20 protein-coding genes are annotated in these 23,742 nt (G+C 58.7%); 14 read left to right on the top strand and 6 right to left on the bottom strand.

The window, feature by feature from the left end:
• Window positions 1–43 precede the first annotated feature (43 nt).
• Together BMI79_RS08325 and BMI79_RS08315 are read left to right on the top strand one after the other, a co-directional pair.
• Window positions 44–592, top strand: coding sequence for an elongation factor P hydroxylase (locus BMI79_RS08325; protein WP_076941661.1), 549 nt, complete (start codon window positions 44–46; stop codon window positions 590–592).
• A gap of 153 nt (window positions 593–745) precedes the next feature.
• Window positions 746–1,027 carry a YfcL family protein gene (locus tag BMI79_RS08315; RefSeq protein WP_076941660.1) on the top strand — a complete coding sequence of 94 codons (282 nt, stop codon included), beginning with the start codon at window positions 746–748 and terminating at the stop codon, window positions 1,025–1,027.
• Window positions 1,028–1,071: 44 nt separating this feature from the next.
• Here the strand turns inward: BMI79_RS08315 and mnmC are convergent, their stop codons facing one another.
• The gene (mnmC, locus tag BMI79_RS08310; protein WP_076941702.1) at window positions 1,072–3,093 is read right to left on the bottom strand and encodes a bifunctional tRNA (5-methylaminomethyl-2-thiouridine)(34)-methyltransferase MnmC2/FAD-dependent 5-carboxymethylaminomethyl-2-thiouridine(34) oxidoreductase MnmC1; all 2,022 of its coding nucleotides are present in this window, start codon (window positions 3,091–3,093) and stop codon (window positions 1,072–1,074) included.
• Window positions 3,094–3,263: 170 nt separating this feature from the next.
• Here mnmC and fabB point away from each other — a divergent pair, with 170 nt between their 5' ends.
• The 6 genes from fabB to BMI79_RS08280 all read left to right on the top strand — a co-directional run bounded on the left by fabB (window position 3,264) and on the right by BMI79_RS08280 (window position 11,344).
• Window positions 3,264–4,478, top strand: a complete 1,215-nt coding sequence (fabB, locus tag BMI79_RS08305; RefSeq protein WP_076941659.1) for a beta-ketoacyl-ACP synthase I — start codon at window positions 3,264–3,266, stop codon at window positions 4,476–4,478.
• A gap of 208 nt (window positions 4,479–4,686) precedes the next feature.
• Window positions 4,687–5,112, top strand: a complete 426-nt coding sequence (locus BMI79_RS08300; RefSeq protein WP_076941658.1) for a hypothetical protein — start codon at window positions 4,687–4,689, stop codon at window positions 5,110–5,112.
• A gap of 71 nt (window positions 5,113–5,183) precedes the next feature.
• On the top strand, window positions 5,184–5,504 hold the full coding sequence (locus tag BMI79_RS08295; protein ID WP_076941657.1) for a copper-binding protein: 321 nt from the start codon (window positions 5,184–5,186) through the stop codon (window positions 5,502–5,504).
• A gap of 10 nt (window positions 5,505–5,514) precedes the next feature.
• Window positions 5,515–6,774, top strand: coding sequence for a TolC family protein (locus tag BMI79_RS08290; RefSeq protein WP_076941656.1), 1,260 nt, complete (start codon window positions 5,515–5,517; stop codon window positions 6,772–6,774).
• Window positions 6,771–8,228, top strand: a complete 1,458-nt coding sequence (locus tag BMI79_RS08285; protein WP_076941655.1) for an efflux RND transporter periplasmic adaptor subunit — start codon at window positions 6,771–6,773, stop codon at window positions 8,226–8,228. The genes BMI79_RS08290 and BMI79_RS08285 overlap by 4 nt, the downstream gene beginning before the upstream one ends.
• Complete coding sequence (locus BMI79_RS08280; protein WP_076941654.1) at window positions 8,225–11,344, top strand: efflux RND transporter permease subunit; 3,120 nt, start codon at window positions 8,225–8,227, stop codon at window positions 11,342–11,344. The genes BMI79_RS08285 and BMI79_RS08280 overlap by 4 nt, the downstream gene beginning before the upstream one ends.
• Window positions 11,345–11,830: 486 nt before the next feature.
• Here the strand turns inward: BMI79_RS08280 and apbE are convergent, their stop codons facing one another.
• On the bottom strand, window positions 11,831–12,862 hold the full coding sequence (gene apbE, locus BMI79_RS08275; protein ID WP_076941653.1) for an FAD:protein FMN transferase ApbE: 1,032 nt from the start codon (window positions 12,860–12,862) through the stop codon (window positions 11,831–11,833).
• Window positions 12,863–13,002: 140 nt separating this feature from the next.
• Here apbE and BMI79_RS08270 point away from each other — a divergent pair, with 140 nt between their 5' ends.
• Window positions 13,003–14,106: an SLC13 family permease gene (locus BMI79_RS08270; protein ID WP_076941652.1), complete on the top strand. Its 1,104-nt coding sequence runs from the start codon at window positions 13,003–13,005 to the stop codon at window positions 14,104–14,106.
• Window positions 14,107–14,134: 28 nt separating this feature from the next.
• Here the strand turns inward: BMI79_RS08270 and pepT are convergent, their stop codons facing one another.
• Together pepT and pdxR (BMI79_RS08260) are read right to left on the bottom strand one after the other, a co-directional pair.
• Complete coding sequence (gene pepT, locus BMI79_RS08265) at window positions 14,135–15,367, bottom strand: peptidase T (RefSeq protein WP_076941651.1); 1,233 nt, start codon at window positions 15,365–15,367, stop codon at window positions 14,135–14,137.
• Between the two features lie 80 nt (window positions 15,368–15,447).
• Entirely contained in the window at window positions 15,448–16,920 is a 1,473-nt protein-coding gene (pdxR, locus tag BMI79_RS08260; RefSeq protein WP_244157319.1) for a MocR-like pyridoxine biosynthesis transcription factor PdxR, read from the bottom strand.
• A 54-nt stretch (window positions 16,921–16,974) separates the two neighbouring features.
• On the opposite strand from pdxR (BMI79_RS08260), the gene BMI79_RS08255 reads away from it, so the two are divergent.
• Entirely contained in the window at window positions 16,975–17,427 is a 453-nt protein-coding gene (locus BMI79_RS08255) for a rhodanese-like domain-containing protein (protein ID WP_076941649.1), read from the top strand.
• On the opposite strand, the gene flk is transcribed toward BMI79_RS08255, so the two are convergent.
• Complete coding sequence (gene flk / locus BMI79_RS08250; RefSeq protein WP_076941648.1) at window positions 17,424–18,449, bottom strand: flagella biosynthesis regulator Flk; 1,026 nt, start codon at window positions 18,447–18,449, stop codon at window positions 17,424–17,426. The two genes, BMI79_RS08255 and flk, sit on opposite strands and share 4 nt — an antisense overlap.
• 179 nt (window positions 18,450–18,628) lie before the next feature.
• On the opposite strand from flk, the gene BMI79_RS08245 reads away from it, so the two are divergent.
• The 4 genes from BMI79_RS08245 to BMI79_RS08230 are packed head-to-tail and all read left to right on the top strand — an operon-like array spanning window position 18,629 to window position 22,259.
• Window positions 18,629–18,991 (top strand): copper resistance protein, encoded by a 363-nt coding sequence (locus tag BMI79_RS08245; protein ID WP_076941647.1) that lies wholly within the window; start codon window positions 18,629–18,631, stop codon window positions 18,989–18,991.
• A 49-nt stretch (window positions 18,992–19,040) separates the two neighbouring features.
• Window positions 19,041–21,065: a protein-disulfide reductase DsbD family protein gene (locus BMI79_RS08240; protein ID WP_076941646.1), complete on the top strand. Its 2,025-nt coding sequence runs from the start codon at window positions 19,041–19,043 to the stop codon at window positions 21,063–21,065.
• Complete coding sequence (locus BMI79_RS08235) at window positions 21,062–21,766, top strand: DsbA family protein (RefSeq protein WP_076941645.1); 705 nt, start codon at window positions 21,062–21,064, stop codon at window positions 21,764–21,766. The genes BMI79_RS08240 and BMI79_RS08235 overlap by 4 nt, the downstream gene beginning before the upstream one ends.
• Window positions 21,759–22,259 (top strand): protein disulfide oxidoreductase, encoded by a 501-nt coding sequence (locus BMI79_RS08230; protein ID WP_076941644.1) that lies wholly within the window; start codon window positions 21,759–21,761, stop codon window positions 22,257–22,259. Before BMI79_RS08235 ends, BMI79_RS08230 begins: the two co-directional genes overlap by 8 nt.
• Here BMI79_RS08230 and pdxR (BMI79_RS08225) read toward each other — a convergent pair.
• On the bottom strand, window positions 22,256–23,710 hold the full coding sequence (gene pdxR, locus BMI79_RS08225; protein WP_076941643.1) for a MocR-like pyridoxine biosynthesis transcription factor PdxR: 1,455 nt from the start codon (window positions 23,708–23,710) through the stop codon (window positions 22,256–22,258). The genes BMI79_RS08230 and pdxR (BMI79_RS08225) overlap by 4 nt on opposite strands.
• Window positions 23,711–23,742: the final 32 nt, after the last annotated feature.

The following is a 23,742-nucleotide window of genomic DNA, read 5'->3' as shown; positions in this document are numbered from 1 at the left end:
GGTATAATTGCCGCCTTAATTTTGTGGTTATTTGAGTTTTTTTATGCCAGACACCCATCAATATTCACAACTGATTGAAATTTTTAACCAGTGCTTCAGTGATGATTACAATACGCGCCTGGTCAAAGGCGATGATGAACCGATCTATCTGCCAGCCGACGAAGAACTGCCGTACAACCGCATCGTCTTTGCCCACGGTTACTATGCCAGCGGTATGCATGAAATTTCTCACTGGTGCATTGCCGGGGCTGAGCGCCGCAAGCGGGTGGATTTTGGCTACTGGTATTGCCCGGACGGGCGCGATGCCCAGACGCAGAGCGAATTCGAACAGGTAGAAATCAAGCCGCAAGCGCTGGAGTGGATGTTCTGCGTTGCCGCAGGCTTCCCGTTCAACGTCAGTTGCGACAATCTCAATGGGGATTGCGAACCAGATCGCATCACGTTCCAACGCAAAGTCCGCACTCGGGTACTGGAACTGCTGGAGCAGGGAATACCCACACGCCCTGCGCGGTTTATTCAGGCGCTACAATCGTTCTACAATACGCCTCCGCTGGCGGCTGAGCATTTCCCTTACCCGGAAGATCTTAACTGACCCTATTTAACTGTATACCCTAAATAATTCGAGCTGCGGGAAGGCGGCGACGCAGTGAATCTTCAGGAGCTTACTCAAGTAAGTGACTGGGGTGAGCGAGGAAAGCCAACGTACCGGCAGCTTGAAGTATGACAGGTATAATGAGGACGTTTGATGATCGAAGAATTCGAAGCGCGCATTCTGGCGCTGATTGATGACATGGTAGAACACGCCAGCGATGATGAACTGTTTGCCGGTGGCTACCTACGCGGTCACCTCACGCTGGCGGTGGCAGAGGCCGAAGCGCACCACGAGCAGAGCGCCGAGCAGCTTAACGTTTGGGTACAAAGCAGCCTGGATAAAGCCATCGCTGCCGGTGAGCTTTCCCCTCCCGACCAGATACTGGTGCTGGGCATGTGGGAAAGGCTGTATCAGGCGGCACTCGCCACGGCATAATTACCAGGGTTCAGCTCGGCAGGCTGAACCCGTTTTCCCTGTCGTTAAACCGCACGCCCCTTCAGCAGTTTTCTCACCCACAGACGATTCGGATTCAACGCTGCCAGCATCTCGGCATCGCCCGGTAAGGGTTCGCCAAACAGTTGCGCTGCCAGGATTTCTGCCGCCAGCGGCGCTGAACACAGGCCGCGTGAGCCCAGTGCGCCAAGCACAAACAGCCCCGGATAGACAGGCGCGTCGGCAATGGCCGCCCCGCGCAGGCGTTGTTGTTGTAAATCCGCGTATTGCGTCAGCGTGGCTGCATAATCCGGCAGCGCTCCCACCATTGGCATATGGTCACGAGCGGCGCTGCGCACGCCACAGCGCGCCTGCTGGCCACTGACGTCCACCTGCTGTGGCCAGGCTTGTTCTGGCAGGCAGCGCAGCAGACGTGCGCGGTTTGCCTGCTGTTCGGCTTCACGATATTCCGTATCAATCTCCCCGCGCTGATAGCTGGCACCAATGCAGTGCTGCTGGTTGGTTGGGTTGACCGGGGTCAGATAGCCGTCGTAGCACAGCACCTGTTGCAACTTGCTCAGCGTTGGCGTGGTAGGAATATGTGACACCTGGCCGCGCACCGCCGTCACCGGCAGCGCGCTGCTTTGGGCCAGAGCCGCTAGCTGATGGCCGTTGGCCAAGATCACCGTGGCGTGTTCGCTGATGTGCCCGGTGGCAAATTGCAGTTGCCAGCCTTCACCCATACGCTGCAGGCCAGTGAGCCGATGTTGATAATGGCACATCAACCCTTGCTGCTGAGCAAGGGTTAACGCGGCGCGAGTCAGTTCGGCAGGGCACAACCAACCGCCCATCGGGTAACAGATGCCGTCAAAACCGGTGTCGATAGCGCATAACTCACTGAGGGTGGTGCGATCGGCCGCTTGCGCCAGCGCCGCTGGCCAACTGACGGCCAGGATCTTGGCAATCTTAGCGGTGCTTTTTTCGTCATAAGCCAGTTGGCTGACGCCACACCACTGATGATCGAACTCAACCCCTTGTTGCAGCAGGGCATCGTACTGGCGACGGGCAAAAGGGAAGGCGGCGCTGAAGAAATTTTCCAGCGCATCACCCCGGCCATTCAGCAGAGGATAAAGCGCCCCTTGGCGGTTGCCGGAGGCCCCTTCTGCCGGTTGTGCATCGGCGCAATACAGCGTGACCTTGGCCCCGCGCCGCAATAGGGCCAGCGCAGTGAGCGCGCTGGCAATGCCGCCGCCGATAATGGCCACGTCATCGGTATGTTGGGCCGCCGGGCGCAGAAACCACGGCTGTGGATTAGCGGCGAGCGGCGTATCGGCAGGCAATGTTCCGCTCAGCATTTCGCGTTTCTGGCCAAAGCCCTTGCATTTGGCAACGCTAAAACCGGCCTGCTGCAGGCCACGGCGCACAAATCCTGCGGCGGTGAAGGTGGCAAAACTGCCTTCCGGGCGGGCAAAGCGTGCCATCGCAGCAAACAGCGACTCGCTCCACATATCAGGGTTTTTCGACGGCGCAAAGCCATCAAGGAACCAGGCGTCGACCTGGTTGTTGATGCTAGCATCGAAGTGCGGCAACAACGCGTTGACGTCACCGAACCACAGGTCGAGCGTGACGCGCCCTGCGGCCAGCAGCAGGCGGTGGCAGCCCGGTAAGGGCAGCGGCCACTGGGCGCGCAGTTCGCTGGCATAGTCTGCCAACTCCGGCCACTGCGCGTGCGCCGCCGTCAGATCCGCTAACTGTAACGGGAATTTTTCGAAGCTGATAAAGTGCAGGCGCTGTAACGCCGCATCGGGGGACTGTGTGCGAAAACGGGCGAAAGCCTGCCACAGGGTGAGAAAATTCAGCCCGGTGCCAAAGCCGGTTTCCGCCACAATAAACAGTGGGCGCGGATGCTGATTAAAACGCTGCGGCAGCCGGTTACCGTTCAGAAATACATAACGGGTTTCCTCCAGCCCATCCTGATTAGAAAAATAGACGTCATCAAACTGTTTCGAAACAGGTGTACCCTGTTCATTCCAGCTTAACGCTGCGGTTTGGATGGGGGCATGGCTCACGGTGTATGGCTCGTAATTCAAGAGGTAGCACGATTTTAACGGCGCGGCTCTTGCGGTGCAAACCGGATAGATATAATACGGAATCATTCTGATCGGACTTGTTCGGCGTACATCTGTACGCTAAAGTGCGATGCAAAATCCCGAATGTAAAATTGTGGAAGAGGTATTGAATGAAACGTGCAGTGATTACTGGCCTGGGAATCGTCTCCAGCATTGGTAACAACCAGCAGGAGGTCCTGGCAAGCCTGCAGGAAGGACGCTCAGGGATCACCTTCTCTCAGGAGCTGAAAGATTCCGGCATGCGTAGTCACGTATGGGGCGATGTTAAGCTGGACACCACCGGTCTGATCGACCGCAAAGTGATGCGCTTTATGAGCGATGCGTCTGTTTATGCCTTCCTTTCCATGGAGCAGGCGATCAAAGACTCCGGTCTGGCCGCTGATCAGGTTTCCAACGATCGCACCGGCCTGGTGGTCGGTTCCGGCGGTGGTTCTCCGCGTAACCAGGTCGCGGGCTCCGACGGTATGCGTGCCAAAGGCCTGCGCGGCGTTGGCCCTTATATGGTGACCAAGGCAATGGCTTCCGGCGTTTCTGCCTGCTTGGCCACGCCATTCAAAATCCGCGGTGTGAACTATTCCATCAGCTCCGCCTGCGCCACTTCCGCACACTGTATCGGCCACGCGGTTGAACTGATCCAACTGGGCAAGCAGGACGTAGTATTTGCCGGTGGCGGTGAAGAACTGTGCTGGGAAATGGCCTGTGAGTTCGACGCCATGGGCGCGCTGTCTACCAGCTACAACGACACGCCAGAAAAAGCTTCCCGTACTTACGACGCAGCGCGTGACGGCTTCGTTATCGCCGGCGGCGGCGGTATGGTAGTCGTTGAAGAACTGGAGCATGCGCTGGCGCGCGGTGCCCATATCTATGCGGAAATCATCGGTTACGGCGCAACGTCCGACGGTGCCGACATGGTGGCACCATCAGGCGAAGGCGCAGTGCGCTGCATGAAAATGGCGCTGCAGGGTGTTGATACCCCTATCGATTACATGAACGTGCACGGTACTTCTACGCCGGTTGGCGATGTGAAGGAACTGTGGGCTATCCGCGAAGTGTTTGGCGACAACACCCCGGCGATCTCCTCTACCAAAGCCATGACTGGCCACTCACTGGGGGCGGCGGGTGTGCAGGAAGCGATCTACAGCCTGCTGATGGTTGAGCACGGTTTTATTGCGCCAAGCATCAACATCGAAAACCTCGATGAGAAGGCGGCGGGCATGAATATCGTGACCGAGCCGACCAAACGCGAATTGACCACCGTGATGTCCAACAGCTTCGGCTTTGGTGGCACTAACGCGACGCTGGTGATGCGTAAACTGCAGAAATAAGTTTTTCTGCCAAGAAGTTTCAACGGTCGGGCACGCTAAAAACGTGCCCGATTTTTTTATCTCTATCATGCTGCCAGTTGACTGAAATCAAAGTATTTTCAGTTTGCAGGAATGTTGTTAGTCGGCTTTGTCAGCGGGTGTAAATTTTATTCCTGAGGTGATTTTCTGCCGATATACTCGGCGAAGCTTATCCATTTGGAATCACAGCATGTCGGCTTTGGCGTCCATCTCTTTATCCATGCATCGGCTGCGCTTCGCGAAGAAGCGCGCAGGCGTATGGCTATTGGCCGTCTGCTGGCTGCTGCTAAACAGCCAATTGGCGATCGCCAACCATGGCTGCCATCTGCAATTCACCGCGCAAGCCCCCGCAGAGCAGCATATGATGCACATGCAGGTGGCCGAACCGGCGATGGACAGCATGCAGGCTGCCGGGCCGCTGTGTGAAAAGCACTGCATTCCCGATCCGATGCAGCAGGATCACAGTAGTTTAGCCTTGGCAGCGATCTTGCCTGCCAGCGGTGAACTGTTGGTGGCAGCACCCGCCCAGCAGGTGCAATTCTCCCATGCTGATTGGCAAACGCCCCCGATAGCAGGCCCTCCGGCAGAGATTGCGTTCTGCCGATTCCGTGAATAGCCAAAACATCCGCTTTGCCGTCCAGGAGGGCGATTTCTGTTGTTTATTGACTATATTACGGAGCTATCCTTATGCGTTTAATCACTGCAATTCTCATCTCTCTGTTTTTCTCTTCCGCCGCCCAGACAGCGGAAATGCAACACCACCAACATGCCGCACCAGCGGAAGATGCCGTCTATCACTCTACCGGGACTGTTAAAGCCTGGAGTGACAAAAAGGTATTGCTCGCTCATCCGGCGATCCCAGCCCTGAACTGGCCGCCCATGACCATGAACTTTCTTCAGCCCCAACCGCCATTGCCAGCGTTGGTTGCCGGAGCCCAGGTTGATTTCAGCTTCCGTCAGGTTGACGGTGGTTATCAACTGACGGCCATCAGCGCCAGCCAACAATAGCGGGGGCACCATGTCCACATTACTTTCTCACCCGTTGCGGGTGGGCTGGTTGCTGCTTGCCTGTTATACGGCGAGTACGCAGGCTGCCGTACTGACGCTGGAGCAATCGCTGGCCGCGGCCGAGCGTTACTCTGCTGAGCTTTCTGCCAATCAGCATCAGGTAAATGCCTTGCAGAATATGGCCGATTCGGCGATGCAACTGCCCGATCCCAAGTTAAAAGTCGGTATTGAAAACGTGCCGGTGCAAGGCAACAACGCCCGGCGTTTGACCCGGGAGGGCATGACCATGGAACGGGTTGGCATCATGCAGGATTACGTCAGCAGCAGTAAACGCCAGCGCAAGGCGGATACGCTGCGCGCCGAGGCGAGTAAAACCGCAGCGGGCAGCGCCACCATCCGCGCTCGCCTGCAGCAGCAAACTGCCCAGGCGTGGCTGGAGCTGGCGTTGAGCCAGCAAACGCTGAAGGACGCCCAGGCGTTGCTCAACGAGAGTGAACGCCAGATCGCCGCACAGCATACCGGCGTTGCCAGCGGCAGCTCACCGGCCACTAACGTGATCGACGCGCGCTTAACCTTGCTGGCGATGCAGGATAGGCTTAGTGAGGCACAGCGTGATGCCGCCATCGCCCAGGCACGGTTGACGCAGTTAACCGGCCAGCCTGAAGCCAGCACAGGTGGCACGTTGCCGCCTTTTGAACGCTTACCTGCGGAAAGTCACCTGTTGCAACAGGCGATCAAACAGCACCCGGAAGTGGTGCAGGCCAGCCGCGAAGCCGACGTGGCGAAAGCCCGTTCGGCCCAGTCGGAAATTGCCGCGATCCCAGACGTGGGGGTTGAGGTGTATTACGGCAAACGGGCCGATGGTTACGAAGATCTGGCTGGCGTGATGTTCACCGTCGATCTGCCGGTGTTCCGCTCACAGCGGCAAGACAAAGACCATGCCGCCGATCTCTCCCGCTCCATGGAAGCCAACGACCAGCTGACGCTACTGATTCGCGATCATCAGGCGCAGCTCGATACGCTGTTGGCCCAATATCAGGCGGCGCAAACCCAATGGCAGCGCCAGCAGCAACAGGCCATCCCGTTGCAACAACAGCGGGTGGCGCTGCAACTGGCGCAATATCGCAGTGGCAAAAGCGATCTTTCTTCGCTGCTGGAAGCACGCCGGGCATTGCTAGACAGCCGTCTTGCCGCCGGTAAAGCGGCGCGCGAACTGGCGCAACTGTGGGCCGCGATCCGCTACCTTACCCCGCAGGAGATAGCACAATGAAAATGCGTTTTAGCTTGGCGCTGCTGGCAGCGTTGGTGGCAGGCGGAGTGGCCGGTTATTGGTTTGCCACCCAGCAGACTGCGGTCGCGAAGCCTACCGACGGCGCAGCCGAACGGCAGGTCCTGTATTGGTACGATCCGATGGTGCCCGGTCAGCGGTTTGATAAACCGGGCAAATCTCCCTTTATGGACATGGAACTGGTGCCGCGCTATGCCGATGAGCAGGAACAGGACGGCGGCGTCACCATCAGCGCGCGCCAGCAGCAAAATCTGGGGGTACGCACCGCAGCGGCACAGTTACGCGAACTGAATGTGCAGATTAGCGCCTATGGCAGCGTGGCGATCGACGAGCGCAGCGTGCAGGTAATCGCCGCACGCGCCAGCGGCCTGGTTGAAAAGCTTTACGTGCGCGCCAGCCAGCAGCAGGTGAAAAAGGGCGAAGCGCTGGCGCAACTGTGGATCCCGGATTGGAGTGCGGCGCAGCAGGAGTATCTGGCGATCCGCACGTTGGGGGACGGTGCGCTGACCGCCGCCGCTCGCCAGCGTTTAGCGCTGCAATTTATGCCGGAAGCAATTATCCGCCAGGTGGAACGCAGCGGCAAACCGCAGACGCGTATTACCGTCAGCGCGCCGGAAAGCGGGTTTATCAACAAACTGGACGTGCGTGAAGGTGCGCAGGTCGTGGCGACGCAAGGGTTGTTTGAACTGGCGAGCCTCGATCCGGTGTGGGTAGTGATCGATTATCCGCAGGCGCAGGCTGGCTTGCTACGGGTCGGGGACGCAGTACAGGCCAGTTCCGCCAGTTGGCCGGGGGAACGCTTTAGCGGCGAGGTGAGCGAATTGCTGCCGAACGTTGATCCGCTGACGCGCACCTTCAAGGCGCGCATCGTGCTGCAAAACCCGCAGCAGCGGCTCAAGCCGGGCATGTATCTGCACGTGTCGCTGGCGGCAAACGCCGCAGCCAAGCCGGTGCTGGCGATCCCGCAGGAAGCGCTGATCGGCAACGGCGATCGTAACCGAGTGCTGGTGGCGGCGGGTAATGGCCATTTCACCCCGGTTGAGGTGGTGGCCGGATTAGCGCAAAGCGGCTGGGTAGAAATCAAACAGGGGCTGCAAGCCGGGCAGCAGGTGGTGACTTCTGGCCAGTTCCTGATCGATTCAGAAGCCAGCATGCGCAGCGCCCTGCCGCAGTTGGCCGGGGAGCAAACGGTGAAACAGTACCAGACGCAGGCGGTGGTTGAGGCGCTGGACGGCAATGAGATTACGCTGTCGCACGCACCGGTACCGGAATTGCAGTGGCCAGCGATGACCATGGATTTCACCCTGCCGAAAGGCGGGTTACCTGCCGGGATCGGCATCGGCAGTAACGTGACGATCCACTTCAGCGTGGATGAAAACGGCTCGCACATCAGCCAAATCCTGCCGCAAGCCGCAGCGCACGGAGGCCACCCATGATTGCCTCGGTGATCCGTTGGTCGATACGCAATCGTCTGCTGGTGCTGCTGGCGTCAATACTGCTGGCCGCGTGGGGGATTTGGGCGTTGCAGAAGGCACCGCTGGATGCACTGCCCGATCTTTCCGATGTACAGGTGATCGTGCGCGTTACTTATCCGGGGAAAGCACCGCAGGTGATTGAGGATCAGGTGACTTACCCGTTGACCACCACCATGCTGACGGTGCCGGGAGCTACCACGGTACGCGGTTTTTCGATGTTTGGTGATGCTTACATTTATATTCTGTTTGAAGATGGCACCGATCCTTACTGGGCGCGCTCGCGGGTGCTGGAGTCGTTGAGCCAGGTGCAGTCTTCGTTGCCTGCGCAGGCAAAAGTGGCGCTGGGGCCGGATGCCACCGGCGTGGGTTGGATCTATGAATATGCGCTGGTGGACAAAAGCGGCAAGCATAGTCTGGCGGACCTGCGCGCCTTGCAGGATTGGACGCTGAAGTTCGAACTGAAAACTGTCCCTAATGTGGCCGAAGTGGCCAGCGTCGGCGGTATGGTGCGTCAGTATCAGGTGGTGCTGAATCCAGAGAGTATGCGCGCGTTGAACGTTACGCATCAGCAGGTGGTCAGTGCGATTCAGGATGCCAACCAGGAGGGCGGTGGGGCGCTGCTGGAGATGGGGGAAGCGGAATATATGGTGCGCACCTCCGGTTACCTGAAACGGCTCGATGACTTCAATAACGTGGTGATCAGCGCGCGCGACGGCGTGCCGATCCTGCTCGCACAGGTTGCAACGGTGCGTGAAGGGCCGGAAATGCGCCGTGGCATCACGGAACTGAACGGTGAAGGCGAAGTGGCTGGTGGCATCGTGGTGATGCGCTACGGCAAGAACGCGCTGGAAACCATCAAGGCGCTGAAGGTGAAGTTGCAGCAGATCCAGCAGACGTTGCCGCCGGGCGTGGAGATTGTGCCGGTTTATGACCGTTCCCAACTGATCGAGAATGCTATCGATACGCTGTCGTTCAAACTGCTGGAAGAGTTCCTGGTGGTGGCGGTGGTCTGCACGCTGTTCCTGTCGCACTTCCGTTCGGCGCTGGTGGCGATGGTCACCTTGCCGCTGGGGATCCTCGGGGCGTTTGTGGTGATGCACTATCAGGGCGTCAACGCCAACATCATGTCGCTGGGAGGGATTGCCATCGCCATCGGCGCGATGGTGGATGCGGCGATTGTGATGATCGAGAACATGCACAAAGTGCTGGAGCAGTGGCGACAGCGCCACCCTGGGCAGCAGCCAACCCCACAGGATTACTGGCGTATCTCCGAGCAGGCGGCAGTGGAGGTTGGCCCAGCGCTATTTTGCAGTTTGCTGATCATTACGCTGTCATTTATCCCGGTGTTCTCGCTGCAGGCGCAGGAAGGGCGGATGTTTGCGCCGTTAGCCTTCACCAAAACCTATGCCATGGCGGTCTCCGCCGGGTTGGGGATCACCCTGGTGCCGGTACTGATGGGGTATTTTATCCGTGGCCGCATTCCAGACGAACATGCCAACCCGCTTAATCGCTGGCTGATCCGTATCTACCAACCACTGTTGGCGGCGGTGCTGGCGCGGCCCAAAACCACGCTGGGGGTTTCCGCCGCGCTGCTGGTGCTGACGCTGTACCCGCTCAGCCGCTTGGGCAGTGAATTCATGCCGCCGTTGGACGAAGGCGATCTGTTGTATATGCCCTCCACGTTGCCGGGTATTTCTGCCCGCGAAGCGGCGCGCTTGCTGCAGTTGACCGATCGCTTGATCAAAACCGTACCGGAAGTGGATACGGTGTTCGGCAAAGCTGGCCGGGCGGAAACCGCCACCGATCCGGCACCGTTGACCATGCTGGAAACCACCATTCGTTTTAAGCCGCGCGAGCAGTGGCGGCCCGGCATGACCATGGACAAGCTGGTGGCTGAACTGGACAGCGTGGTGAAGGTGCCGGGCATTGCCAACGTCTGGGTGCCGCCGATCCGCAACCGGCTGGATATGCTGGCGACCGGGATCAAAAGCCCGGTGGGGATCAAGGTTAACGGCAGCAATATTGCCGATATCGAACGCGCCTCCAACCAGATCGAACAGGTGGTGAAACAGGTTCCGGGGGTGACGTCGGCGCTGGCGGAGCGCATTGTCGGTGGGCGCTATGTGGATATTGATATCGATCGCCAGCGCGCGGCGCGTTACGGCGTTTCGGTTAAAGAGTTGCAATCGATCGTGGCAACGCTGGTGGGCGGTGAGAACATCGGTGAAACCATTGAAGGGCGTGCGCGTTATCCGATCAACGTGCGTTATCCGCGTGAGATCCGCGATTCGTTGCAGGCCTTGCGTGAGCTGCCGGTGGTGACAGCGGCGGGCAGCCAGGTGCCGCTGGCCGAATTGGCGGATATCCGGCTGAGCGAAGGCCCGCCGATGCTGAAAAGTGAGAACGCTCGGCTTTCTGACTGGATCTATGTCGATCTGCGCGGGCGTGACCTGAAATCGGCGGTGGAAGAGATGCAGCGTGCGGTAGCACAGCAGGTAACGCTGCCTGCCGGGGTTTCTGTCAGTTGGTCTGGGCAGTTCGAGTATTTGGAACGTGCCAGCGCCCAGTTGAAGATCGTGCTGCCGGTAACGCTCGGGATTATCTTCGTGCTGCTGTTTGTCACCTTCAACAGCGTGCGTGATGCGTTGTTGATCATGGCAACGCTGCCGTTTGCGCTGATCGGTGGGGTATGGCTGCTGTTCCTGCTCAATTACAACCTGTCGGTGGCGGGGGCGGTGGGGTTTATCGCTCTGGCGGGCGTCGCGGCGGAGTTTGGCGTGATTATGGTGCTGTATCTTAACCAAGCACTGGCAAAGCATCGTCAGCCCGGCGAGCCGTTAAGCCAGCAGCAACTGATGGCGGCTATCAGCGAAGGGGCAGTGTTACGCGTCCGGCCAAAGGTGATGACGGTAGCCACCATTATGGCCGGTTTGCTGCCGATCATGTGGGGCGGCGGCGCGGGTTCGGAGGTGATGCAGCGGATCGCCGCACCGATGATCGGCGGGATGGTGAGCGCGCCGCTGTTGTCGATGCTGGTGATCCCGGCGGTGTATTTGCTGTTGCACAGGAAGCGGTAGGGGGACTCATACTCTATGTTTTCGTCTATTTAAGCTAGGTGTAATGGGAATTGCCGTAACTAATGGAGTGATATGCTCAAACGTCAACACCAGAACCTGTTATCACGAGGCAACCTTTCCATTCGCATTGTTAGTTGAAATTGCCATTGGCGAGGTGAGCTCCGGTGTTGACGCCATTGAAGGCGCCGAATGGAGACGCGGCGCATAGGCGAACGCGCCATGGACGGCGCGTTCAGGCGAGACAGGCAGGGACTCCTGTCGTAGCCGGCCGTGATGCGCCGTGGCGCAGTGAGGGTAGCCGCGCAGCGGCCGCCTGATATGGCAAGGGGCCGGGGTGCAGGGGGCTGGCTCTTGAGCCCCCTGCTCGGTCGCGTTCACTTTGAGTTAGGGTGAATATAAAGCGTCTAGCGACCGAAAATGATAACTATCCCAGTATGTAAACGAAAAACAGTTCGTAATAACCTTCACTATTTATGCCTAATGAGATTACTGCACCAAAAACGCCTTAAACTGCGGTGTCATTACCGCGCTGAAACCGTCGTCGGTCTTGCTGATCAGATACACCGCCAGCCCTTGCTCTTCCGCTAGCTTCAGCGCTTTTTCCGTGCCCAAGACCATCAGCCCGGTATCCCAGCCGTCGGCTTCCAGCGCCGTGGGGGCGATCACCGTGGCGGAAACCAGCCGGTGGTTAATCGGGCGGCCGGTGGCGGGATCGATCACATGGGAATAACGCTGCCCGTCCTGTTCGAAATAGTTACGGTAACTGCCCGAGGTGCTGATGCTATAACCCTGTAGATCGACCATGGCCTGTACCGCGTTTTCACGGTCGGTAGGTTTCTGAATCGCCACACGCCAAGGCTTGCCCTGGCCGTTGACGCCGCGTGAGGAGACGGCACCGCCCACCGACACCAGATAGTTGGTAATGCCCTTACGCGCCATCAGGCGCACCAACTGATCCACGCCATAACCTTCGCCCAGCGTGGAGAGATCGACATACATCTGCGGCAAATCTTTCTGCAGCCATTCGCCGCGGTTATCGCTGAGCAGTTTCAGGTGCTGCAGGCCGGTATTGCGCTTGGCTGCGTCGATTTGTGGTTGCTGTGGGGCCTTCACCACCCGCTTATCCGGCCCGAAGCCCCACAGGTTCACCAACGGGCCGACGGTGATATCCATCGCACCATGGGTATCGCGGCCAATGCGCTGGGCCATCAGGATAATATCGGCCATGCCGCGCGGAATGGGCTGCGGTTCGCTGCTGTGCGTCTGATTGAAGCGGGATAACACCGAATTCGGGCGATAGGTGGAAATATCGTCGTTGGCCTGTTCCAGCAGGGCATCGATCTCCTGCTGCAACTGCTGTTTATTCTGCTCAATCTCACCGCTGATCTTCACGCTGTAGAAGGTGCCCATGGTTTTGCCTTCAATGTCGATTTGCGGGCGGGTTGTGGTGTCGTTACAGGCGACAAGCAGGGTGAGTGCTGCGGCCAGCAGTAACCTCTTGGCAAAGGTGTGAACCATGGGAGGATCCTTAAAAGTAAACGAAAGATGATGGATATAGAGCAAAGTGCGGCAAATGAAAAGCTTTTTCAGTGGCGTAATCTGCGCGCTTCGGCTAACGTCTTTGGCCTGCATTCTGGCTGTTTTGCGAAGCGAAAAATATGAGTTCACATGCTGTAACCCGCCTGTTGAGGCCGTTTCTTCACGACCGTTTTTTGCACGCGCTGCTGCTGATCGGCGTGCTGCTGTTTGCGCTTGAGCCGCAGCCGCTGGCCCAGTTTATCGACTGGCGTACCATTATTACCCTGCTGGGGCTGATGCTGCTGACCAAGGGTGTTGAGGTCAGCGGCTATTTCGATTTTATTGGCCGCCAGATCGTCAACAGGCTGCGCAGCGAGCGCTGGCTGGCGCTGTTTCTGGTGTTTTCCGCCGCGCTGCTGTCGTCATTCCTGACCAACGATGTGGCGCTGTTTATCGTCATTCCCCTGACCATTACGCTGAAAAAGCTTTCTGCGTTGCCGGTTAATCGGCTGATTATCTTCCAGGCGCTGGCGGTGAACGCCGGTTCGCTGCTGACGCCGATCGGTAACCCGCAAAATATTTTGCTGTGGAGCAAGTCGTCGCTGTCATTCCTCGGGTTTATCGGCCAGATGGCCCCTTTCGGCGTGGTGATGATGCTCAGCCTGTTGGCGGTGACCTGGTTCAGCTTTCCGGCGCGCGATATTGTGAAAAAGGCTCAAGCTCAGAGTTACCCTTATCAGAAACCCTTGCTGATCGGCTGTTTGGTGCTGTACGGGGTGTTCCTGATCTGCCTGGATTTTGCGCTGCCGCTTTACGGGCTATTGGCGGTGTTCGTCGGTTTTCTGCTGTTGGCGCGGCGGGTATTGCTGCAAATCGACTGGAGCCTGATTTTTGTGTTTATCGCCATGTTTATCGATGTCGGACTGTTCACCCGCTTGCCAGCGATGCAGCCATGGTTTAGCCATATCGCTGCGCTGCCAGAGGGAGCGGTGTATGCCTTGGGCATCGGCCTGTCGCAGATTATCAGTAATGTGCCCGCCACCATTTTGCTGCTCAACTATGTCCCTTCCAGCGCCTTGGTGGCCTACGCGGTGAACGCCGGGGGCTTTGGCTTGGCGATCGGCTCCTTGGCTAACCTGATTGCGCTGCGGATGGCGGGGGATCGGCGGATATGGCTGCGCTTCCATTACTATTCGCTGCCGTTTTTAGCATGGGCGGCGTTGGTTGGCTGGTGGCTGTTATAACGCCGCGGGGTGCCCCGCGGCGTGAAGGTTAACCGCGTGCGGCCAGCAGGCAGATGCTGCGGGTAACCTGATAGGACTTCACGAAGGAACTGATCGGCAGAAACTCGAAGCGTGAATGGAAGTTGTGCGCGCCGGTGAAGTAGTTTGGGGTGATCAGGCCACGGCTGGAAAGCGCTGCGCCGTCGGTACCGCCGCGCATCGGGATCACTTTCGGCGTAATGCCGTGTGCGGCCAGTGCACCGAAAATCAGCTCGATGGCGCGTTTATCCTCGCCGATGGAGTTGCTGATATTGCTGTAAATATCCTGCACCGTACAGCTGACCTTGGCGCGTGGATAGTTGGCAGCAACCTGCTGTACGACTTCCTGCAAACGCGCCTTACGGCGGTTGAAAGCTGCCAGATCAAAATCGCGGATCGACACTTTCAGCATGGCGTTATTAGAGTTGGCCACCATATCGTTGAACCAGAAATACCCCTCGCGCCCTTCGGTGTGCTCCGGCGTATCCTGAATATCGAACTGATTGATGATATCGGTAGCGATGCGGATTGGGTTAATCAGTACGTTTTTTGCCGACATCGGGTGCGCTGTCACGCCTTCAATACGGATTTCCGCTCCGGCAGCGTTAAAGTTTTCATACACCACCTCGCCCAGTTCGCAGCAGTCGATGGTATAGGCGAAATCAACGTCAAAACGCGCCAGATCCAGCGCTTTGGCTCCGCGCAGGCCAACCTCTTCGTCCGGTACAAAGGCCACCACGATATCGCCGTGGCGATCGGTCGCGCTCAGGTTTGCCAGCAGCGTCATCACCACGGTTACCGCCGCTTTATTGTCGGCACCCAGCACGCTGGTGCCATCGCTGAAAATAATTTCTTCGTTGGGATAAGCCAGAATTTCCGGGTGCTCGGCAGTGCGCAGCCAGATATCCTGCTCGGCGTTCAGGCACAGGTCTTCGCCGGTAAAGCGCAGGCGCTGCGGGTGGATCTCGGCGGCCAGGCCCACGTCGACGGTATCGATATGGGTGATAAAACCGATGCGCGGCGCGCCGGGCTGATTGCCGGGCTTGCGTGCGGTAACGGTGGCGTGTTCATCAACCAACACGTCCTCCAGCCCAAGCTGACGCAGCTCAGCGGCTAACAGCTGCGCCATATCATGTTGACCCGCGGTGGTGGGCAGCGTGCTGGCCGCAGCATCACTCTGGCTGGTGACCGCCAGGTAGCGGAAAAAACGTTCGGTAAGTTGTTCGGCAATAGCGTTACTCATCAAGGTTCCTTGTAATCAAGATCGCAGGCAAGATAATGGTTTTAAAGCCAAATCAGTCCTTTGTCCAATGCAATAACGGGTTAACCAGATGTAATTTTACTCAGTTGCTCAACGGCTGCGCTGATTTCCCCCGGCGTCAGGGCCGAGAAGCCCAGCAGCCAGCCGTCGCGCCTTGCCTGCGGCGTCATATACTGTGCCGCCAGGCCGGGGGTGATCACCCCCAATTGCTGTGCTTGCCGGGTTAAGCGGGCTTCCTGGCCGGGGGGCAACCAAACGGCCAGTTGCAAGCCACCGCTTGCCGGTTGCGCTGTGGCAAAGGCCTTCAGCCGCTGTTCCACCTGCAGCAGCAGCCCGTCGCGGCGGCTGCGATACAGCTGGCGCATGTAACGGATATGCGCGGCAAAATGCCCTTGCTGGATAAACTCTGCCGTCACCGCCTGCATCAGTTGCGCGCTGTGGCCGTCGTACAGCGTGCGGGCGGTGGTGAACGCGGCGGCCCGTTCCGCGGGCACAATCAGATAGGCCAACCGCAGCGAAGGGAACAGCGTTTTGGAAAAGGTGCCGAGATACAGCACATTGCCATGGCGATCCTGGCTCTGCATGGCGGGCATCGGCTGGCCGTCGTAGTGAAACTCGCTGTCGTAATCATCTTCAATGATCCAACTCTGCTCACGCCGTGCTATCTCCAGCAACGTTACACGTCGTTCCAGGCTGAGGGCTACCCCGGTGGGGTAATGATGAGCAGGGGTCAGATACATCAGGCGCGGTGCGGGCAAGGTACTGCTGGGCTGCAGACCCGCCTCATCGACATTAACGGGGATCAGGTTAGCCCCGGCGCTGATAAAAGCGTTTCTGGCCCCGAGGTAGCCGGGTTCCTCCATCCACACATTGTCCCCTTGATCGAGCAACAGGGTGGCGATCAACTGCAATGCCTGCTGTGAACTGGTCAGCACGATGACCTGTTGGGCCGTACACTGCACTCCGCGAGTCTGGCCAACGTAACCGGCTATGGCTTCACGCAGTGGCAGATAACCCTGCGGATCGCCATAGCGCAACAGTGCTTCGCCGCGCAAGCGCAGCTGCTGAGCGGTGAGCTGTTGCCACAGTTTCAACGGGAACGCCCGCAGGTCTGGGGAGCCTGCGGCAAAGGGCAAGGGTTGCAGCGGATCGCGGCAGCCACCGGTGTGCAGAATCGCCTCACCGCGCTGCGACAGCCGCAACTGACCGGCCATTTTTCGCACCGGGAGCGGTTTATTGATGCGGATGGCGACAAAGGTGCCTTGGCCTACTCGGCGTTGCAGATAACCTTCGGCTTCCAGTTGCCGATACGCCGCTTCGGCGGTAACGCGCGAGACTTGCAGATCTGCGGCTAACAGGCGCGAAGAGGGCAGCCGCTGGCCTAGGGGCAGGGCCCCGCTGTGAATCGCGCGGCGCAAGGTATTGCAAACCCGTTCGCGTAGAGTGGTGGCGGCGTGTTCTGGCTGTTGAAACAGGGTCAGCAACACTTGCTGCATAATCGGTCTTATCATGGTGGGGAAATGGGTATCAACCATAAGACCAAAACCGGGCATGATTGTCACTCGTCTTTATGTAGAGGAACCGACACTATGAGCACAGCATCACTCGTTCTGGCATTTCCGCCCGCCAGCGCCGCACAAAGCCTGGACTATCTGGCGGCAAAGCTTAGCTACTACGCTGATTCATATGATGTGGCAGAGGATTTACGCAACGGCGTTGGCGGCATAGTGGTGATCGATACCCGCGCCGAAACGCAGTATGCCGCCGGGCATATTCCGGGGGCGATCAGCTTGCCGCACCGCCTGATGAATGAACAGAGCACCGCCGCATTGGATCGGCATAAGGTCTATGTCACTTATTGCGATGGCATCGGTTGCAACGGCTCCACCAAAGGCGCGTATCAACTGGCCAAGCTCGGGTTTCGGGTGAAAGAGCTGATCGGCGGGCTGGATTTTTGGCTGCGGGACGGGCATCCGCTGGCTACCGGTGATGAAACCGGAACCCTGCAGGGCCAGAGCGCGGCAGCGCAGTGTGGTTGTTAAAACAGCCAGATCAGCAACAGGGCCAGCACCGCAAGGAGCGTCACCAGCACCAAGGGTTTGCTGAGAGGGGATTGCAGCGACGGTGGCAGCACGGCAATCAACGCGTGGAGCAACGGCTGCGGCTGCATGGGTTCACTATGCGCAGGGTGATTATGGCCGGTTTTCTCCAGACGGCGCGTGAACAACTGCTGGATGACGTCATTGATCTGCGTATGAGTCAGCGGTGTATGCGGGCCGCTGTTGAAACGCGTGTGGCAATAGTCGCTGAGCTGTTGCTGTTCCTGCCGATCTGCGGGCTGTTTCAGGACGGCTAACAGATGGTGCAAGGTGGGGGCGCTTTGCGGGCTGAGCGCCACTTTCACCTGCAGAAATTGGCTGAGCAGTTGGAAATGGCGCGCGGGCAGGGGATCGTTAGTCTTTACCCCTACCAGATCGAACAGCGTCTGCCATATTTTGAGCGGTACTTCGCCAGTGGCAGCACTGAGCTTGGTCACCTGCTGTTGCAGATGCTGGTGTTCCGCAGGCAGCAGTGGACGATCGCTGGTGGTGGTTTGCTGCGGATGAGGAATCGTCAGGCCGCCGGTTTGCAGCAGGTTGAGCACCTGTTGTAACTGCGAAGGGCTTAACTGGCTCAATACCGTATGGCCAAACTGCTGGCGGATAAAATCGCTGACGGCCAAGCGGTTATTGCCCTGCGGCAGCAGATCGGTCAGCTGTTGCAGCAATTGGCGGCTGGCATGGCTTTGCTGCGCTAGGGTAAGACGGTTTTGCAACAGCTGTTCTGCCGGTTGGAAATGGCGCGCCAGCAGTTCGTTGCTGTTGTCTGCCCCCAGTTCATGACGCAGGGTGGCCCAGATCTCTGCCGATTTGGCCGGGCTGAGCGCCATGATTTTCACGATCAGCTTTTCAAGCTGGGTACGCTGTGCCGGAGAGAGCGGCCGATCGTCGGCGTGTGGCACATTGCCCAGGTTCGGCGGGTGATCGAGAGAATTGGGGGCACCTGGCCCGCTCAAAGGTTGCATGTCACCCGTCCTTTGCGGCAAAGAGAATCGGCATACCCGGCGAAAGCACAGGTTTAATCAATTATGATACCTGTAATTCGCCGCTACCAATACCGCCGCAAGACATTTCTTTACAGGCCAATCGTTGCGTATCTGATTTACGCCGCTAAGATAGGCGCAGATACCGGATTGGGGAAGTGATGATTAATCGGCCGCGGATTGCAAAATGGTTTTTATGCCTGGCTTGCCTGGTGATGCTGACCTGCATCACCCAGCGCACGGCGGGTTTGCATGCGTTGCAGCTGGCGATCGCTCCTGCTGCGAGTGCCAGTTTATCGCCGATCGCCGGGGATGAGGCCGAAGCGGTGACGCCTTGTGAACTGAGCGCCAAGTCGCTGCTGGCGGCAGCGCCGGTGATGTTTGAAACCGCGCTGTTCGCCCTTGGCATGCTGCTGGTCTTGTTAGCCCCGATTCTTGCCCCGCGTTTGCGCCTCCCACCTCCCCGGGTGATCTCCCCGACTACCCTCAGGGTTCATCTTCGATTATGCGTGTTTCATGAATGAGTTAATTCCCCGTTCTACTTGGTGACTAACTTATTTATGGAGAAAAAACATGTTGAATATCATCAGGCTGGCTTTTGCTTGCCTGCTATTGCTGTGGTTGCCTGCGTCGCAAGCGGCGGACAGCGGCTGGTTGCAAAGCGCGCAAAACCAGCACGCTAAAGTCAGGCTGCGTGCCGATACCAGCAACGGCGCTGAAACCCGCGTATTGCTGTCGGTTGAACTAGAGAAGGGCTGGAAAACCTACTGGCGATCGCCGGGGGAAGGCGGCATTGCGCCTGCGATCGTCTGGCAGGGCAATCCCCCCGCTGTCACCTGGTTCTGGCCGCTTCCCCAGCGTTTTGACGTGGCGGGGATTTCCACTCAGGGCTATCACGATCGGGTGACCTTACCGCTGGTGCTAAAAGGGCCGATACCACGCCAGCTTGCGGGCACGCTGACGCTCTCGACCTGTAACAACGTCTGTATTCTGACCGATTACCCGTTCAACCTGGATCTCAGTGCGCCGAATGATGCGCAGTTCAATCACGACTTTGCGCAGGCAATGGGGCAGGTGCCGATCGCCAGCGGCCTGTTGGAGAGCATCCGCGCTGGTTATCAGCAGGGGGAACTGCAAATCAGCGCCGAACGAGCGGCAGGCTGGCAACAGCCGGAGCTGTTCTTCGACACGCTAAAGGATGCCTCTCTGGGCCAGCCCAAGGTGAGCCACGGTGGCACGCAGCTACAGGCGCGCATCCCGGTGAGCGACGGCTGGGGTGAAGCAGCCCCCGATCTGCGCGGTAAAACGCTGCGGCTGGTGGTCAGCGATGGCGGCATGGCGCAGGAAGCCACGGTAACTATCGGCGAAGCGCTCGGTTTTTCTCCCGTGAGCGATGTTGCCTTATGGCAGGCGGTGCTGATGGCGCTGGCCGGTGGTTTTATCCTGAACCTGATGCCCTGCGTGCTGCCGGTGCTTGGGATGAAACTGGGTTCGATTCTGCAGGTAGAACGGCGCGATCGGCGCAGCGTGCGCTTACAGTTCCTGGCATCATCGGGCGGTATTGTGGCGTCGTTTATGGCGCTGGCGTTGCTGATGACGCTGTTACGGCTGAGCAATCACGTGCTCGGCTGGGGCATTCAGTTCCAGAATCCATGGTTTATCGGTTTTATAGTGCTGGTGACCTTGCTGTTCAGTGCCAACCTGTTTGGCCTGTTCCACCTGCAGCTCTCTTCTGCGCTCAATACCCGGCTGGCGACTCATAACGGCGATGGCCTGAGCGGGCACTTCTGGCAGGGGGCCTTTGCCACACTGCTGGCAACGCCGTGTTCGGCTCCTTTTCTGGGCACCGCGGTGGCGTTTGCCTTGGCAGCACCGCTGCCGGTGCTGTGGGGCATGTTTATCGCGCTGGGGATCGGTATGAGTTTGCCCTGGCTGTTTATCGCCGCCTGGCCCGCGCTGGCGCTACGCTTACCGCGCCCTGGCCGCTGGATGAACGGCATGCGCCTGGTGCTTGGCCTGCTGATGCTGCTGTCTTCGCTATGGCTGCTCAGCCTGCTGAGTAATCATATCGGTTGGCAACCCACTCTGATTACGGGGGCGGTGCTGATGCTGGGCCTGCTGTTGGCGGTTTGGCAACGGCTGGGATGGCGGAGCGCTGCCAGCGTGGCGGCAGTGGGGGGAGTGGCGTTGCTGAGCGCTGCGTTCAGCGCAGGCCTGTGGCGGCAACCGCTGCATGACAATATTGCCTGGCAGCCGTTGTCTGAGCAGGCCATCACCCAGGCGCTGGCGCAGCATAAACGGGTGTTTGTCGATGTGACCGCCGACTGGTGCGTGACCTGTAAAGTCAACAAGCTCAACGTGTTGATGCGTGATGACGTGCAAAAAGCCCTCAGCGCCGAGGATGTGGTAGCACTGCGTGGCGATTGGAGCCGCCCATCGGCGGCGATCTCTGCCTTTCTGCAACAACGCGGCAGCGCCGGGATCCCGTTTAACCAAATCTATGGCCCCGGTAGCCAACACGGTGAGGTGCTGTCACCGCTGTTAAGTCGTGACGCCGTGTTACAAGCCCTCGCCACCGCCAAAGGAAGCGCACAATGAAAACATTACTGATTTTACTGATGCTGACGATCTCCCCTGTCTGGGCCGCAGCCCCGTTTACTGCTGAACAGGAGGCACGGATTAAGACGCTGATTCGCGAAACGCTGGTAGCCAACCCAGAGATTCTGGCCGAAGCGGCGAATGCCTGGCAGCAGCAGGCCAGCAATCAGGTGCTCAAGCAGCAGGAAAGAAACCTGTTTAACGATCCCGCCAGCCCGCGCCTGGGTGCCAAAAATGCCAAGCTGACGCTGGTGGTGTTTACCGATTACAACTGCCCGTACTGCAAACAGTTTGATCCGTTACTGGAGAAGATCGTCAAGCAATATCCCGAGGTGGCGCTGGTGCTGAAGCTGGTGCCGTTCAAGGGAGAAAGCTCGATCGGTTCGGCGCGCGTTGCGCTAACCACCTGGCAACAGCACCCGGAACAGTTTTGGCCGCTGCATGAACGTTTGATGGCGAAAAAGGGCTTTCACGACAACGCCAGTATTGCGGCTGCTCAGCAGAAAACGGGCGTTACGCCCGTGGCACCCAGCGAGCAGAGCATGAAGACGCTGCGCAGCAACATGCAACTGGCAGAACAGTTGGGCGTGCAGGGCACGCCTGCCACCGTGATTGGCGATCAGATCTTGCCGGGTGCGGTATCCTATGGGGATCTGGAGGAACTCGTGAAGCAGCAATTGGCAAAGGTGAAAAATGGCTAGATTAACGCGTTGGGCGCGTGAACTGCTGGTTCTGGCGCTGATCGTGCTGGTGGCCAGCTTTGCCATGGATTGGCTGCGCGCGCCACAGGCTCCTCCGGCTTTCAATAACCAGATGCTGGAAACGCTCGACGGTGAGCCGGTATCGCTGGCCCAGCTCAGCGCGAGTGAACCGCTGTTGGTTTACTTCTGGGCAAGCTGGTGCGGCGTTTGCCGCTTTACGACGCCAAGCGTCGCCAGACTGGCGGCCAACGGTGGCAATGTGCTGACCGTGGCGCTGCGTTCCGGTGATGATCGGCAGGTTGAGCAGTTTTTGGCTCACAAACAGCTACAGCTGCCGGTGGTTAACGATCGGCGCGGCGAGCTGTCGGCACAGTGGCAGGTGGGTGTGACGCCGACTTTTGTGGTGATTTCTCAGGGCAGGGTGGTGCAGAGCACCACCGGCTGGACCAGCTATTGGGGCATGAAACTGCGGCTGTGGTGGGCCGCGGTTTAATTGCTCTGTACCTTGAGGATCGCCCGGCTTAAGCGGGCGATCCCTTCCTCGATCAGTTCTGGCGTATTGGCGGCAAAATTCAGCCGCAACCCCTGGGCCCCGCGCGCTTCGTCGGCATGGAAACATTCACCGCGCGCAAAGGTGACGCCCTGCTGCCAGGCGGCGGGCATCAGCGCCGTGGTGGTGACAGCATCAGGCAACTGTAGCCAGATAAATAACCCCCCTTCCGGAACCTCAAAACGGCAACCCGTGGGCAAGTGCCGCTGCAACGCCGCCACCATGGCATCGCGATGCAGACGATAGACCCTTCCCGCCCGGCGTAGCTGTTTGTCGTAGCGGCCAACGGTGACAAAGGCATCCAGAGCCCGCTGAATCAGGTTCGAGCTGGTGAAGCTGTCAACGTGTTTCAACCTGGACAAGCGCAGATAATGCTCGCTGTCGGCCACCAGGTAACCGATACGCATACTCGGCAACAGCATTTTGGAGAAGGTGCTGACGTAAATCACCGAGCCCGGCGCTGCCAACGCGCGCAGCGAGGGCAGGCTTTTGCCGTTGTAACGCAGATCGCCGACAAAATCGTCCTCCAGAATCACGATGCCCGCCTGCTGTGCCAGAGCCAGCAAACGGCGGCGGCGCGCTTCACTCATGCAGCGGCCCGTCGGATTGTTGAAGTTGGGAATGGTGTAGATCATCTTCGGCCGATGCTGCTTGATCAGCGCTGGCAGCAGCTCAACGCACATGCCGTGCCGATCGCTGGCAACGGAAACAATGTTGATCTGGTGCATGCGCAGCAGGCCCAGCGCTTCGGCATAGGTGGGCTCTTCGACGATCACCGTATCGCCCGGCTGCAACAGCGTCTGGAAAATCAGGCTGATGGCATGCTGCGAACCGTTGGTGATCAGCACCTGCTCGGCGCGGGTGGGGATACCCTGTGCGGTCAGGATGCGCCCCAGCGTGTCGCGCAGCGGGTAGTAACCGCAGTAATCCCCGTAGCTGAAGGCTTCCTCCGCGTGGCGGCTGAGGATCGACAGCAGTATTTTGCGAAACTCCTCCAGCGGGAACACTTTGGAACTGCCAACGCCGGCAGCAAAGTTGATGATATGTTCCGGCAAGGGGATATCCGGGTAGCCGTCCAGCCGCGAGGTCACGGTCGTGAAGCGATCGAGCGGGAATGGCGCCAGAGAAAGTGGCTGTTGGGGCTCTGGGAGTGGTTGCAGGTGGTGGACATAGGCACCGCTACCGCGCCGTTGTTGCAGCAATCCTTTGGCCGTCAGTTCGGCATAGGCGTTTTCCACCGTTAAGCGGCTGACGGATAGCTTGCCCGCCAGGCTGCGCGTTGACGGCAGTTTGTCGCCAGCGGCGAAGGTGCCGCTCAGAATGGCGCGGCGTAACGCCTCTTCGATTTGCAGATACAGCGGAATGTCCTGCTGGCGATCTAACGGAATATGCATGCAAACTGGCTCGGTAGCTGGAGGTGATTTTT

Source organism: Serratia oryzae, from assembly GCF_001976145.1.
Lineage (GTDB): Bacteria > Pseudomonadota > Gammaproteobacteria > Enterobacterales > Enterobacteriaceae > Chania > Chania oryzae.
This window is presented reverse-complemented; position numbering and strand designations above follow the sequence as displayed.